Source organism: Bradyrhizobium ontarionense (genome assembly GCF_021088345.1).
GTDB classification, from domain to species: domain Bacteria; phylum Pseudomonadota; class Alphaproteobacteria; order Rhizobiales; family Xanthobacteraceae; genus Bradyrhizobium; species Bradyrhizobium ontarionense.
The window spans coordinates 1,556,093-1,571,111 of record NZ_CP088156.1; the positions used below are offsets into that span (position 1 = coordinate 1,556,093).

At 63.9% G+C, this 15,019-nt stretch carries 12 protein-coding genes; 3 read left to right on the forward strand and 9 right to left on the reverse strand.

Going from position 1 to position 15,019, the window contains the following annotated elements; all coding sequences use genetic code 11:
• Nucleotides 1–441 precede the first annotated feature (441 nt).
• Nucleotides 442–1,287, reverse strand: a complete 846-nt coding sequence (locus LQG66_RS06895) for a metallophosphoesterase family protein (protein WP_231324733.1) — start codon at nt 1,285–1,287, stop codon at nt 442–444.
• Nucleotides 1,288–1,504: 217 nt separating this feature from the next.
• Here LQG66_RS06895 and LQG66_RS06900 point away from each other — a divergent pair, with 217 nt between their 5' ends.
• Genes LQG66_RS06900 through LQG66_RS06910 form a run of 3 tightly spaced genes read left to right on the forward strand, consistent with a single transcriptional unit; the run spans nt 1,505 to nt 5,088 of the window.
• A complete protein-coding gene (locus LQG66_RS06900) occupies nt 1,505–2,527 on the forward strand; it encodes a sugar ABC transporter substrate-binding protein (RefSeq protein ID WP_231324735.1) in 1,023 nt (340 codons plus the stop codon).
• An 11-nt stretch (nt 2,528–2,538) separates the two neighbouring features.
• Nucleotides 2,539–4,044 carry a sugar ABC transporter ATP-binding protein gene (locus LQG66_RS06905; RefSeq protein WP_231324737.1) on the forward strand — a complete coding sequence of 502 codons (1,506 nt, stop codon included), beginning with the start codon at nt 2,539–2,541 and terminating at the stop codon, nt 4,042–4,044.
• Between the two features lie 9 nt (nt 4,045–4,053).
• Nucleotides 4,054–5,088 (forward strand): ABC transporter permease, encoded by a 1,035-nt coding sequence (locus LQG66_RS06910; RefSeq protein WP_231324739.1) that lies wholly within the window; start codon nt 4,054–4,056, stop codon nt 5,086–5,088.
• A 252-nt stretch (nt 5,089–5,340) separates the two neighbouring features.
• On the opposite strand, the gene mtnK is transcribed toward LQG66_RS06910, so the two are convergent.
• From mtnK to nuoL, 8 genes are all read right to left on the reverse strand, one after another.
• A complete protein-coding gene (gene mtnK, locus LQG66_RS06915) occupies nt 5,341–6,642 on the reverse strand; it encodes an S-methyl-5-thioribose kinase (protein WP_231324741.1) in 1,302 nt (433 codons plus the stop codon).
• Nucleotides 6,643–6,741: 99 nt separating this feature from the next.
• The gene (locus LQG66_RS06920; RefSeq protein WP_231324743.1) at nt 6,742–7,017 is read right to left on the reverse strand and encodes a DUF1467 family protein; all 276 of its coding nucleotides are present in this window, start codon (nt 7,015–7,017) and stop codon (nt 6,742–6,744) included.
• A 15-nt stretch (nt 7,018–7,032) separates the two neighbouring features.
• Nucleotides 7,033–7,437 carry a methylmalonyl-CoA epimerase gene (mce, locus tag LQG66_RS06925; RefSeq protein WP_231324745.1) on the reverse strand — a complete coding sequence of 135 codons (405 nt, stop codon included), beginning with the start codon at nt 7,435–7,437 and terminating at the stop codon, nt 7,033–7,035.
• 46 nt (nt 7,438–7,483) lie between these two features.
• Complete coding sequence (locus tag LQG66_RS06930; protein ID WP_231324747.1) at nt 7,484–9,154, reverse strand: ribonuclease J; 1,671 nt, start codon at nt 9,152–9,154, stop codon at nt 7,484–7,486.
• Entirely contained in the window at nt 9,155–9,958 is an 804-nt protein-coding gene (locus LQG66_RS06935) for a biotin--[acetyl-CoA-carboxylase] ligase (protein ID WP_231324749.1), read from the reverse strand.
• The gene (gene nuoN / locus LQG66_RS06940) at nt 9,959–11,386 is read right to left on the reverse strand and encodes an NADH-quinone oxidoreductase subunit NuoN (RefSeq protein ID WP_231324751.1); all 1,428 of its coding nucleotides are present in this window, start codon (nt 11,384–11,386) and stop codon (nt 9,959–9,961) included.
• Nucleotides 11,387–11,411: 25 nt separating this feature from the next.
• Nucleotides 11,412–12,920, reverse strand: coding sequence for an NADH-quinone oxidoreductase subunit M (locus LQG66_RS06945; RefSeq protein ID WP_231324753.1), 1,509 nt, complete (start codon nt 12,918–12,920; stop codon nt 11,412–11,414).
• Entirely contained in the window at nt 12,917–14,989 is a 2,073-nt protein-coding gene (gene nuoL / locus LQG66_RS06950) for an NADH-quinone oxidoreductase subunit L (protein ID WP_231324756.1), read from the reverse strand. Before nuoL ends, LQG66_RS06945 begins: the two co-directional genes overlap by 4 nt.
• Nucleotides 14,990–15,019: the final 30 nt, after the last annotated feature.

Genomic DNA, 15,019 nt, shown 5'->3' on the forward strand with positions numbered 1-15,019 from the left:
TCGTGCCGAGCGGGCAATCTCGCATCGCACTGTCAAGAGGTAATTTGGCACCCATATCGGGAAAATCGGCAAATAAAAACCATCAGATGCAGGCACTTACCGATCATTTCATGGATTGCGTGAAATTTGAACAATCGTTGCCGAAAAGGATGACAAACGCAAAAAGATCGTCTACGAATTCGGCCTCAGGCTAACGCTCGCGGAAGTCTGGTGGTCCAAGTCTCGGGAGGAACCCTGGCGCGCAACAAGCAGCGTCACCCCGCTTAACAAGATCAAATCTGAACTTGCGGGATATCTAAAGGGTCGACACAATTTCCGAGCAGGGCCCGCTGCCCTGCTCTATTTTTTTGTTTTTTTGCCAGCTCCCCGCAACGCCAGCGCTGTTCATACTGAATAGTATCGTTGCCTGCATGAACGCTGCCTGAACACGCGCCGGTCACCTCAGGCCACTGCCGACGCCGCGAAGCTCGTCAACGGAGCACGCCACCGCGATTTGGTCCCCGGCCATGGCAACGTGACCGACAGCGGTTCGCGGCCCGTCACGGTCCAGCGCAGCACACCATCTTCGATATCGAGAATGCCGGCCGCTTCGGCCGGATCGCCCGAGATGAACGTCTCGGTCAGAGACTGCAAGCTCAGATGCGACGTGCCGTCGACCGTCGTCAGCGTATTCCAATGAACATGGCCTGCGAGCGCAACGATCGGGCACGGCGCGTCCACGATCGCAGCGCGGATCGCGTCGGTCTCTGCATAGGCCGCGCGTCCCGGATTGGCTTCGAAGTAGTAATTGCCGGTCTGAGAATGGCCCGACAACGGCACATGGCTGACGAGCAGGGTCGGACGATCATCCTGCGCGAGCAGTTGGACCAGCACGTCGAGATCGCCCGCGGACAGGCGAAGGCCACGCGTCCGCGTGAGACTCACGTCGGGTTGCCAGAACACGCATCTGACATCGCCGATGATCAGAGAGCGCGACCCGCTCGGGCGATCGAAAATCGCTTCGTTGTCCGCGAGACCGAGGAACGCGACATCATGATTGCCACTGACGTGATGATGTGTCGCCGCGAGCTTCGCGAAACACATCGCGACATCGCTCTCCAACAGGCGATCTCGCTCGGGAGCTTCATCCGAAATCCGGTCGCCGAGATCGATGACCGCATCGAAGCTTCCGGCGTTGACCTCCGCGACGAAGCGCTCGAGCAACGGCAGCGCCACCGATCCCCGCTTCGTCAGCGTATCCTGGCCATGATGGATGTCGGCGATCACGGCGATGCGTGTCGTTGTCAAGGCTCGTCTCCGATAGATGCGCTGCCCGACGCACGTTGCGCTGCCGCGTACCACGGGCGCATCACCGTTTTCTGACATCGTGCGTGCAGCGCGAAAGTTGCCAGTATGCAGCGCACAACATCCGCCTGTAGCGTGATCAATGGGGTTGTGAAACACTGCGCATCTTGGCGGCGCGATCAATGACGCCGCCGGACAACGATGGGACAGGGAGCACGGGATGTCCGGCACTGAAAAGACCTCCACGACAAGGCGCGATCTTCTCCAGGCGGCGACAGCCGCGGGCTCGGCGGCGGCCCTGCTCGCCGGCTTCGGCATCAATCCGGCGCTGGCCGCCGAGATGGGACGCTCGGAAAAGCCGCTGAAGGCTGCGTTCTCCAACGCCGGCCTTCAGGCCACCTGGTGCGCGCAAGGAAAGCAGGCGGCCGAATGGTGGGGCAAGTTGCTCAATGTCGAAGTGACCTGGTTCGACGGCCAGCTCGATGCGGTGAAGCAGCGCGCGGCCATCGACAATATGGCGTCACAGAAATGGGATTTCGTCGCCATCCAGGCGTTCGGCATCGGAACCCTGACCCAGCCAGTGCAGAAGATGATCGATGCCGGCATTCCGGTGATCGACATGGACACGCTGATCGCGCCGCTCGACCAGATCAACGTGCATTCGTTCCTGGCGCCCGACAACGAGTTCATGGGCGCCTCGGTGACACAGGCCTTGGCGAACGCGATCGGCGGCAAGGGCAAGATCATCATGACGCAGGGCGCGCTCGGCCACACCGGCGCGCAGGGCCGCGCCAAGGGCTTCAATTCGGTGATCAAGCAATTTCCGAACATCGAGGTGCTCGACACGCAGCCGGCCGATTGGGACGTGTCGAAGGCGGCGCGTCTGTGGGAGACCTATCTCACCAAATATCCGCAGATCGATGCGGCGTTCTTCCACAATGACGACATGGCGCTTGCCGCCTACAACATCATGAAGGCGCACAACCGCACCAGCATCCTGATCGGCGGCGTCGATGCCATGCCACCGGCGATCCAGGCCGTGAGCGAGGGCCGCATGTTCGCGACCGTGCGCAATCCGTCCTGCCGGATCCATGGCGGCGCCATCGTGGCCGGCGTCGCGGCCGTCACGGCCGGGGAGAAGAGCGGTCAGGGCATTCCGAAGCACGTCATCACCGACGGTCCTGTCGTCACCAAGGCGAACGCAGCCGGCATGCAATGGATGGAGGATCACTTCCTGATCTAAAGTCCCCTCCCATGTCGGACAGCCGCCGTCCTCTTATCGACCTGCAGGACATCACCAAATCGTTCGGCGGCGTCGCCGCATTGCGCGGCGTCGACTTCACGCTTCGCCCCGGCGAGATCCATGGTCTCGTCGGGGAAAACGGCGCCGGCAAGAGCACGCTGATGAAGATCATCGCCGGCGTGCACACCGGCTTCTCCGGCCGTTTCCTGCTCGACGGTCGCGAGGTTCATTTCCGCTCCGTGCGGGATGCCCGCGCGGCCGGCATTGCCATGGTGCATCAGGAGCTCAGCGTTGCCCCTGATCTCACCGTGGCCGAGAACGTATTCCTCGGCAATCAGCCCACCAACGCCCTGGGCCTCGTGCAATGGCGGCGCATGGCCGGCGAAGCGGCCGAGCAGCTCAAGAAGCTCGGCATCGACGCCGATCCGATGAGCCGGCTCGGCGACCTGCCGATCGGATTGCAGCAGCTGATCGAGATCGCACGCGTGCTGTTCTCCGGCGCCCGCATCATCATCCTGGACGAGCCGACCTCGGCGCTGTCGCCGCCCGAGGTCGAACGGCTGTTTGCGACCTTGCGCAAGCTGCGCGACCAGGGCACCGGCATCGTCTTCATCTCCCACTTCATCGAGGACATCCTGCTGATCTCCGACGAGGTCACCGTGTTCCGCAACGGCCGCAAGGTGATGGAGTCGCGGGCGGCCGCGACAAGCAAGGCGGCGCTGATCGAGGCCATGATCGGCAAGGGCCGTGATGCGCTGGAGGACAGCTACAGCCACGACATCACCCTGCCCGCGCCGCCGGCTGACAAGCCCGTGGTCGTCGAAGCCGATGGTTTGTCGCTGGCGCGCAACCTGAAGCGCGTGTCGTTTGCGGTGCGTGCCGGCGAGGTGCTGGGAATCTACGGCTTCATGGGCTGCGGCCAGCTCGAGCTGGCACGCATCCTGTTCGGCAAGCTCGCACCCGACGCCGGCGAGCTGCGCGTCTCGGGCCGGCGCAAGCGGTTCAAGAGCACGGCCGACGCGCGCCGCGCCGGCATCGCCTTCGTACCCGAGAGCCGGCGCGACATGCTGTTCCTGCAGGAGCCGGTCTACAAGAACATCTCGATCAGCATCCTCGACCGCATCAATGCGGTGCTGCTGAAGCCGGCGCGCGAGCGCGCGCTCGCAAGACGCCAGGTCGAGCAGCTGCAGATCCGGCCTGCGGATGTCGACATCGATCTCGGACTGCTCTCGGGCGGCAACCAGCAGAAGGTCGCACTGGCCAAATGGCTCAGCCATCCACCGCGGCTGCTGGTGCTGTGCGAGCCGACCCGCGGCATGGACGTCGGCGCCAAGAGCGACGTGATCCAGATCATCAGGCAGCTGCGCGACCAGGGCATCGCCGTGATCGTGCTCTCGACCGAGCCGGAAACCGTGCTGTCGCTGGCCGATCGCGTCATCGTCCTCAAGCGCGGCGAGGTCGTGCGCGAATTCGCCGGCGAGACCATCAGCAAAGACCGCCTGCTCGAGGCGGCATAGGAGACATTCATGGCGCATGGGGAGACCGTTCCGATGCCGGAGGTGCACTCGCGGCGGACAGGTATTGCCTCGGTGCTGCGCTCGCAGATGCGCAACATCGCGCCTTTCCTGACGCTGATCTTCCTCAGCGCGTTCTTCGCAATCGCCAGTCCTTCTTTCGCGACGATCGACAACGTCGGCAACATCCTGACCCAGGTCTCGGTGACCGGCATCATCGCAGTCGGCCTCACCTTCGTGATCCTGTGCGCCGAGATCGACCTGTCGATCGCCGCCATCGCCAACGTCACGGGAATCGCGGTCGCGTTCTTCACGCTGCAGGATTCCTACGTCAACATCGCCAACGTGCCGATGCCGGGCTGGGCCGCCCTCCTGCTCGCGCTCGCCCTGTGCGCCCTGCTGGGCGCGGTCAACGCCTTCGGCCTGACCGTGATCGGCATTCCCTCCTTCATCATGACGCTCGCGATGATGCAGATCGCGGCCGGCATCTCGGCCATGCTGGTGCGTGGCCAGATCGCCTACAAGGTGCCGCCCTTGATCACGACGCTCGGCTCGAGCACGATCGCCGGCGTGCCATGGATCGTGATCGTCGCGGCCATCATGCTGCTACTCGGCCACCTCGTGCTGACCTACACGCGGTTCGGCCGCTACGTCTACATGGTCGGCGGCAACCGCGAGGCCGCCGAATATTCCGGCCTGAACGTGAAGCTGATCCTCGGCAGTGTCATGGTGATCTCCGCCGTCTGCTCCGGCATCGGCGGCATGCTCGGCGTGGCGCATTTCGGCAGCGCGCAGCAGAACGAGTTCGACACCTACCTGCTCGATTCGATCGCCGCCGTCGTGGTCGGCGGCACCAGCCTGTTCGGCGGCCGCGGCGGCATCGGCAACACCATTGTCGGCCTGTTCGTGCTCGGCGTGCTCAACAACGGCCTCGACCACGTCAACATCGACAGCTTCCTGAAGATCCTGATCCGCGGCCTGATCCTGCTCGCCGCGCTCGTGATCAACGTCTATGCGCAGAGGCTGCGGGCGAAGGCGGCGGATTAATTTTTCCTGGTGGCCAAACTCGATCGCGCGTCATCGGCGGTGCACCCTCTCCCCTTGCGGGAGAGGGTGCCGGAGATGCGAAGCATCGCAGGCGGGTGAGGGGTTTCCATCCGCTTGCTCACTCGCGGTGAGAGACCCCTCACCCGGCTCGAACTCGCTTCGCTCGTCCGATCCACCCTCTCCCGCAAGGGGAGAGGGTGCACCTGCGTGTGTCGAGGCAGTGCAATCCTCTAGACTAACAAGGACAGCAGATCAAAACCCTGGCCGCCAATAGCGCGACTCGCGCGCTGCACGTGTCACCGCCTCGATCGACGTGAACGACGCCGTCTCCACCATCAGCGTTCGCGCCAGCCGCAGCGCCCGCGCCTCGCAGGTGGCGCGGCGTTTCGTGTCCTCGATCTGCTCGAAGTCGATGTTGTGCGCCAGGCCGAGAATACGGCGGATGATCTTGGCCGCCGTGAAACCTACCGCGTCCTGAAACAATCTTGCCATGTAGGCCTGACGTTCCACCTCCAACCGGGCTGCGCCGGCCTCGCCAGGAAACAGCGACGGCGGATAGGCATCGCCGGTCGCCTCCTTGCGCCACAGCGACAGGAATTCATCCGCGAAGGCGCTCCAGACCTGGTCGACCGTCGCCAGCACCCACGTCTCGAAGACCTCCCGATTCCCCGGCGTCTGCTCGTGTCCGGCAGACGCAAAATAAGCCATCAACAGATTGGCCAGGAGAGCGCCGACGTCGAAGCCCATCGGACCGTAGAAGGCAAATTCGGGATCGATCACCTTCGTCTCGGTGTCCGTAACCATGATCGAGCCGGTGTGCAGGTCGCCATGGATCAGCGCCTCGGCACTGGACAGGAACTTCAGCTTGAGCCTGGAGACCGCGACATGGAGATCAAGGTCCTCACGGATCTCGGCGGCAGTCCTATCGAGCCATGGCGCGGTCCAGCGGTTCTGCTCGGCAACGCGGTAGGGATCGGTGAAGATCAGGTCCTCGGTGATCTTGCACAGCGCATGGTTGCCGGCAAAGCTCGCGATCGCGTCCTTCTTCGCCGCGGCTGACAGCGCGAGGTCCGACGAGAAGAACAAGGTCCGCGCCATGAAGGTCGTGATGTGATCAGTGAAGGCTGGATAGATGGAGCCGGCGACCAGACCCTTGCGCATGATGATATGCGGCTCGAGCAGCTCCATCGCGGTCAGCGCCAGCGCCGGATCATGATGGACGATGGCCGGCACCAGTGCGGGCGCCAGCCGACCCTGATGGGTCAGTGCCAGATGCTCATAGTGCGCGCGTGACAGCGGCAGCGGCCAGCTCTCGCCGACCAGGCGCACATAAGGCAGTGCCTGCTTCACCGCAAGTCCGCCAGACGGCCCCTTGACGATGAAGACGAGGTTGAGGTTGCCGTCGCCGACCTCGGTGATCGACCAGTGATCGGCCGATCCGCCGAGTTGCGCAGTGACCGCCGGTGTCTCCGCCAGATAGTTGCGAAGATCCGTTTCATTCAGAATGCGATAGTCCGATGGCGTGCTCTGCCGAGCCTCGGCCGATGTCGTCACGCGCGACCTCCCTGTCGATCTTGTTGACCTCCTATAGCAAAAAAAGCCGATGCAGGTCCGTGCATCGGCTTCAGAATCCGTTTGTGCATTGCAGTTGAACTAGAACGGCACGCCCATCAGCTTCGACAGCCGCTCGATGCTGAGATAACCGGCCTGATAGGCCGCCAGCGCCAGGGCGAAGATCACGGCCGACAGCAGCGTGGTCCAGATCAGCCGTCGCCCCATCCGGCTGATGGTCGGCGCACCGGGATCCGTGCCCGGCGTGCCACCGCCCGTCTCATGCTGGCTGCGGATACCGAACGGCAGGGTCACGAACAGCGTGACCCACCACAGCACGAAGTAGATCGCGAACCAGGTGGAGATTGTATAGGCCATCGCTGCCTCGGCGCCTCAGGCCTGCTCGATCTCGACGAGCGCACCGGAAAAATCCTTGGGATGCAAGAAGAGCACCGGTTTGCCGTGGGCGCCGATCTTCGGCTGGCCGTCGCCGAGCACGCGGGCGCCCTCCTTGATCAGGGTGTCGCGCGAGGCGATGATGTCAGCAACTTCGTAGCAGACATGGTGGATGCCGCCATCGGCATTGCGCTCGAGAAACTTGGCGATCGGCGAGGTGTCACCGAGCGGCTGGATGAATTCGATCTTGGTGTTCGGCAGGGTGACGAACACGGTGATGACGCCGTGCTCCGGCAGCGGCAGCGCTGAGGAAATCTCGGCTCCGAACGCCGCGCCGTAGATCTTTGCCGCCTTCTCCGCGTCCTTCACGGCGATGGCCACATGATTGAGCCGGCCCAGCATTGCATCCTCCACTTTTTCTTTTGCACGGCCGTTCGATCGGCCTGCGTCAGACTTCCAAGACGTGGACGAGGCAGATCGGCTTCTTGCCCCACTGTTCGTTCACGGCAGAGCGCACCGCCCGCCGCACCGATTCCGCCGCGGCATCGGGGTCGCGCCGGCGCGCGCGCGGCAGGCCTTCGAAGGTCGACATGACAGCGTCAAACACGATGTCGTCGATCTCTTCGCCTGCTGCATTCTTCTCCGGGATGCCGACCATGTCCACTTCGGGCTCGTCAGCCAGCTCGCCCTTGTCGGTGATGGCAAGGGCCACGAAGATGCAGCCCGCAAAGGCCATCTTGCGGCGCTCGACGACGGCGCGCGACTTCGAATCCTCGACGATGGTGCCGTCCTTGTAGAGACGTCCTGCCGGCAGCTGGTCGATGATCCCGGGTTCCCCAGGGCCGAGCTTGATGAGATCACCGTTGCGGCAGGTGATCACCTTCGGCACGCCGCAGGCCCGCGCCAGCTGCGCGTGCTCGTGGAGATGCAGCGCCTCGCCGTGCACAGGGATCAGGAGCTGCGGCCGCGTCCATGCGATCATGTCGCGCAGCTCGTCGCGGCGCGGATGGCCCGAGACATGAACCAGGTGGTTGCGATCGGTGATGATCTCGATGCCCTGCTGCACGAGGCCGTTGATGACAGCGCCGACCGCCTTCTCGTTGCCGGGAATCGTGCGCGACGAGAAGATGACGGTATCGCCCTTGTTCAACGTGACCAGCGGATGATCGTCATTGGCGATGCGCGCCAGCGCGGCGCGCGCTTCGCCCTGGCTGCCGGTGCACAACGCCAGCACCTTGTCCGCCGGGAAGTGGCCGTAGAGGTCCATGCCACGGAAATTCTGCACACCATCGAGATAGCCGGTCTCACGCGCGACCTGAACCACCCGTTCCATGGCGCGGCCGACGATGACGACCTCCCGCTCCGCCTCGCGCGCCGCTTCGGCTACGGCGCGGAGGCGCGCGACGTTGGACGCGAAGGTGGTGACGGCGACGCGGCCCCGCGCCTCCTTCACCAGTTGGGTAATGGTCTTGGCAACCTCGGCCTCCGACGGCGAGCGGCCCTCGCGTACGGCATTGGTGGAGTCGCCGATCAGCGCCAGCAAGCCGGCGTCGCCGAGCTCGCGCAGCCGCTTCTCGTCGGTGGGTACGCCGATCACCGGCGTCGGATCGATCTTCCAGTCGCCGGTGTGCAGGACGGTGCCGACCTCGGTATGGATCGCGAGCGCATGCGATTCAGGGATCGAATGCGCGACTGGAATGAACTCGACGTTGAACGGCCCGATGTCGACCCTGCCGCCGGAGGGGATCACCGTGACCGGGATCTTCGCCGGCAGACGCTCGGCCTCGCACTTGGCCTCGAACAACGCGGCGCTGAACTTGGTCGCGTAGATCGGGCATTTCAGCCGCGGCCACAGATCGATGATCGCGCCGAAATGATCCTCATGCGCATGAGTCAGCACGAGGCCGACGAGATTGTTGCGCTCCTTCTCCAGGAAGGCGACGTCGGGCATGATCAGGTCGATCCCCGGCAGATGCTCCTCGTCACCGAAAGAGACGCCGAGATCGATCGCGAGCCAGGACCGCTGGTGGCGGTTGCCCAGGCCATAGATCGACAGGTTCATGCCAATCTCGCCGACTCCGCCGAGCGGAGCAAATGTCAGTTCGTCGGGACGTGCCATCTAAACCGCTCCTTTGGATGCGACGGAGCCGAAATGAACATCGCCTGCCGTGATCGGCTCCAATCGTCCCTCCGCGGTCCGCACCACCATGCACCCTTGCTCATCGATCGTGTCGAAAATCCCCTCGACAATAGCATGTCCGGACCTGATGGCGACGGGCTGACCGAGACCCGCGGCCCGGTCCAGCCACAGCCGGCGGATGTCACCGAAGCCCCGCCCCTCGTTCCAGATGCCGAAAAACTCGACCCAGCTGTCGGATAGCACCGAGAACAGATCCTCGGCCGTCACCTGAACGCCGAGATCCGCCAACGACACCGCCGGTGTCGGGGTATCCGTCGGCGCCGCCACCACGTTGGTTCCGATGCCGGCAACCACCGCGAGCCCGCCAGCCACCTGCTCCGCTTCGAGCAGCATGCCAACGATCTTGCGCCCATCGGCCAGCACGTCGTTGGGCCATTTCAGCGCGAAAGATGCGCGGCCTCGCGACCGCAGCGCCGCCTCAAGGCTCACCTGGCGCAGCGCGCTCTCGATCGCAAGGCCTGCGGCGAAGCCGAGCGTGGCTGCGATCGCAGGAGCCACGTTCAGCACTTCCAGCACGCTCGAGGCCAGATTGCCACGCGGGGCGATCCAGGGCCGCTGGCGCCGCCCGCGCCCCGCCGTCTGCTCCGAGGTGACGAACCACGACCTCTTGGTGTCGCCACGGCGCGCATGCGCAAGGGCCTCCACATTGGTCGACCCGGCCTGATCGAACGCGACGAGCCCGTAATCAGCCTTGGCAGCACGCGCCCCGAGAACAAACGTCATCTAGAACAGCGACTTCGCCGCGGCCGCGGCCGCGCTGACCAGCGGGCCCGGATAGGCGAAGAACAGGATGTTGAAGACGCCGGAGATCGCGAGCACCGTGCGCAGCTCGATTCTAACAGGATCGAGCGTCGGCAGCGGCTCGTCGAAATACATCGTCTTGACGATCAGCAGATAGTAGTAGGCGCCGACGACGCTGGTCAGCACGCCGATCACCGACAGTGTGAATAGCCCGCCCTTGATCGCGGCAACGAACACATACCATTTGGCGAAGAAGCCCGCGAGTGGCGGAACGCCGGCCAGCGAGAACAGCAGCATCGCGAAGAAGAAGGCGAGCAGCGGGTTGGTGCGTGAGAGCCCTGCAAAATCGCTGATCTTCTCGAACGACTGGCCGTCGCGCCTGATCGCCATGATCACGGCAAAGGAGCCGAGCGTCATCGCGACGTAGATCGCGATGTAGGTCAGCACGCCCTGCGCGCCCTCGACCGTGCCGGCGGCGAGGCCGACCAGAGCGAAGCCCATGTGGCCGATCGAGGAATAGGCCATCAGGCGCTTGATGTTGGTCTGGCCGATCGCCGCGAACGAGCCCAGCGCCATCGAGGCGATCGAGACGAACACGATGATCTGCTGCCACTGGAAGGTGATGCCGGGGAACGCGGTGAGCGCGACGCGCGCGAACACGGCGAGAGCGGCGACCTTAGGCGCCGAGGCGAAGAACGCCGTCACCGGGGTCGGCGCGCCTTCATAGACGTCCGGCGTCCACATGTGGAACGGCACCGCAGACACCTTGAAGCACAGGCCGGCGAACAGGAAGACGAGGCCGAAGATGATACCGACGCTGCCGGTCTTCGTGGCCGCCGCGATCCCGGCAAAGCTCACCGTTCCGGTAAAGCCGTAGATGAGCGATGCACCGTACAGCAGCATGCCGGAGGACAGCGCGCCGAGCACGAAATACTTCAGGCCGGCTTCCGTCGACTTGGCATTGTCGCGATGGCTCGCCGCGACGACATAGAGCGCGAGCGACATCAGCTCGAGGCCGAGATAGAGCGTAATCAGATCCCCGGCCGAGATCAGCACCAGCATGCCGAGCGTCGAAAGCAGCACCAGGATCGCATATTCGAAGATGCGGCGGTCCGGCGCCGACAGGAACTCCACCGACATCACCAGCGTCGCGATCGAGCCGATCAGAGCGAGGATCTTCAGGAACCTCGCATAGCTGTCGGCGATGAAGCTGCCGCCGAAGGCTTGGCCCGCCGGCTGGCGCAGCACCAGGATGCCGACCACGATCAGCAGAACGATCGCAAGGCCGGTGACGATCCCCGTCGCCCCCTGCCCGCGGAACGCCCCCAGCATCAACAGCGCCATGGCCCCCAAGGCCAGCAGCAGCTCCGGCAACACCACCCAAAGCTGAGCCCCAAGATTCTCGATCATCGTCTTTGTCCCGACCTCTGGGGTCTCATTGGAGCAGCGCAGCGGCCTTAACGGCCGTCACGGCTGTATTGTAGTTGGTCACGAGCTGCTGCACCGAGGCCGCCGACATGTCGAGGATCGGCTTCGGATAGACGCCGAACAGGATGGTCAGCGCCACCAGCGGAAACAGGATGACGCCTTCACGGAAGGTCAGGTCCTTGATGCTGGCGAGCGACGGCTTGGTCAGCGCGCCGAACACGACCTTGCGGTAGAGCCACAGCGCATAGCAGGCCGAGAGGATGACACCGAAGGTCGCGAAGAACGCGGTCGGGATCGACACCTTGAAGGTTCCGAGCAAGGTCATGAACTCGCCGACGAAGCCGGAGGTGCCGGGCAGACCGACATTGGCCATGGTGAACACCATGAACACCAGCGCATAGACCGGCATCCGGTTGACGAGGCCGCCATAGGCTGTGATCTCGCGGGTGTGCATGCGGTCGTAGACGATGCCGACGCAGAGAAACAGCGCGCCCGAGACAATGCCGTGGGAGATCATCTGGAACACGCCGCCGGCCACGCCCTGCATGGTGCCGGCGAAGATGCCCATCGTCACGAAGCCCATATGCGCTACCGACGAGTAGGCAATCAGCTTCTTGATGTCCTCCTGCATCAGCGCGACCAGCGAGGTATAGATGATCGCGATCGCGGAGAGCGTAAAGACCAGCGGCGCGAAATCGTGCGACGCCAGCGGGAACATCGGCAGCGAGAAGCGCAGGAAGCCGTAGCCGCCCATCTTCAGCAGGATCGCGGCCAGAATCACCGAGCCCGCGGTGGGCGCCTCGACGTGCGCATCCGGCAGCCAGGTGTGAACCGGCCACATCGGCATCTTCACCGCGAAGGAGGCGAAGAAGGCCAGCCACGCCCAGGTCTGCAAGGACCGCGGCACCGCCGTATGCATCAAGGTCGGAATGTCGGTCGTACCGGCGTTCCAGTACAGCGCCATGATGGCGAGCAGCATCAGGACCGAACCGAGCAACGTGTAGAGGAAGAACTTGAACGAGGCGTAGACCCGGCGCGGACCGCCCCAGACGCCGATGATCAGGAACATCGGGATCAGGCCGCCCTCGAAGAACAGATAGAACAGCACGAGATCGAGCGCGGAGAACGTACCGACCATCAGCGTTTCCAGGATCAGGAACGCCATCATGTATTCGCGCAGCCGGTTGGTGACCGACTTCCAGCTCGCGATGATGCAGAACGGCATCAGCGCGGTGGTCAGGATCACGAACGGCAGCGAGATGCCGTCCACGCCCATGTGATAGCTGATGCCGGCCGCGAGCCAGTTCGACTTCTCGACGAACTGGAAGTCCGTCTGCGCGGGATCGAAGCGCAGCACCAGGATCACCGACACCGCGAAGGTGATCAGCGTGGTCCACAGCGCGATCCAGCGCGCATTGCGCCGGGCCGCCTCGTCGTCGCCGCGCACCAGATAGATCAGCAACGCGCCGACGACGGGAAGGAAGGTGACGACCGACAGAATTGGCCAGGTGGTCATTGCTGGCCTCCCATGAACATGAACCAGGTGATCAGGCCGGCGACGCCGATCAGCATGGCAAAGGCATAATGATAGAGATAACCGGTCTGGATCTTCACGACGTTGCGCGTGATGTCGAGCACCCGCGCCGAGACGCCATCCGGACCGAAGCCGTCGATGACGAAGCCGTCGCCCTTCTTCCAGAGGAAGCGGCCGAGCCACTTCGCCGGACGAACGAAGATCACGTCATAGAGCTCGTCGAAGTACCACTTGTTGAGCAGGAACTTGTAGAGCAGCGGCTGCTGGGTCGCCAGCTCTTCCGGGATGTACGGACGGCTGACGTAGAAGATGTAGGACACGGCGAAGCCGAGCACCATCATGATGAAGGGCAGCTGGCCGAGCCAGAACGGCATGTGCTCCATGTCCTCAAGGATGTGCGGGTTCATCTTCAGCGACTCGCCGAAGAAGGCCTCGGCGCCATGGGGATCGGTGAACAGCGCCTTGAACGGAAAGCCCGCCAGAATGGAGCCGGCCGCGAGCACGCCGATCGGGATCAGCATCCAGATCGGGCTCTCATGTGCGGCATCGTAGTGATGCTGGTCGTGCGGCGTGCCGAAGAACGTTTTCCACACCAGGCGCCAGGAGTAGAACGAGGTCAGCCCGGCAGCCACGACCGTAAGGAAATAGGCGTAGGTCGCGAACGGATTGTGCGCGGCGTAGGCCGCTTCGATGATGGCATCCTTGGAGAAGAAGCCGGCAAATCCCGGGAAGCCCGTCAGCGCCAGGGTGCCGACCGTCATCACCGCGAACGTGTACGGGATCTTGCGCCACAGGCCGCCCATGTTGCGGATGTCCTGCTCGTGATGCATCGCGTAGATCACCGAGCCGGAGCCCAAGAACAGCAGCGCCTTGAAGAAGGCATGCGTGAACAGATGGAACATGCCGACCGAATAGGCGCCTGCCCCCATTGCCACGAACATGTAGCCGAGTTGCGAACACGTCGAATAGGCAACGATGCGCTTGATGTCGTTCTGCACGAGGCCGACGGTCGCGGCGAAGAACGCCGTGGTTGCACCGAAGAACATCACGACGGCCTGCGCGTTCGGCGCGAGCTCGAACAGCGGCGAGAGACGCGCCACCATGAACACGCCGGCGGTGACCATGGTCGCGGCGTGGATCAGCGCCGAGACCGGGGTCGGACCTTCCATCGCGTCCGGCAGCCAGGTGTGCAGCAGGAACTGCGCCGACTTGCCCATCGCGCCCATGAACAGGAGAAGACAGGTCAGCGTCAGCGCATCGGCATTCCAGCCGAGGAAGTTGATGGTCTTGCCGGCAAAGCTCGGCGCGGCATGGAAGATGGTCTCGAAGTCGGTCGACTTCGCCAGCAGGAACACGGCGAAGATACCGAGCGCGAAGCCGAAATCGCCGACACGGTTGACGACGAAGGCCTTGATGGCGGCCGCGTTCGCCGACGGCTTCTGGAACCAGAACCCGATCAGCAGGTAGCTCGCAAGACCCACCCCCTCCCAGCCGAAGAACAGCTGCACGAGGTTGTTCGCGGTCACCAGCATCAGCATCGCGAAGGTGAACAGCGAGAGATAGGAAAAGAAGCGCGGACGGTTCGGATCCTCGTCCATGTAGCCGATCGAATAGAGGTGCACGAGCGAGGACACGCTCGTCACCACGACCAGCATCACTGCCGTCAGCGTGTCGACGCGCAGCGCCCAGGAAACCTGGAGCTCGCCGGAATTGATCCACGGCAGCAGCTCCTTCACCCCGACCTCGTGGTGCATGAAGCCGACGCTGACCAGCATGGCCCAGGACAGCGCAGCGGACACGAACAGCAGCCCCGTCGTGATCGCCTGCGCGGCCCAGGTGCCGGCCGCCGGCGGCTCTGCGACATGGTGATCGTCGTGGCCATGACCGTGATCGTCATGTGCGTGCGCGTCGGCGGCGCCGTGGTGATGACCGTCGTCGTGATGATGCTCGACCGTGTCGCCGCTCGGGTGACGCGCATGCGCCCCGAAAAGCGCGATCAGGCCGGCGAGGATGGCGCCGAGCAGCGGCAGAAAGACAATGGCCTGGATCATTCGCCCGTTCCCCTACGCATGACCTTGCCG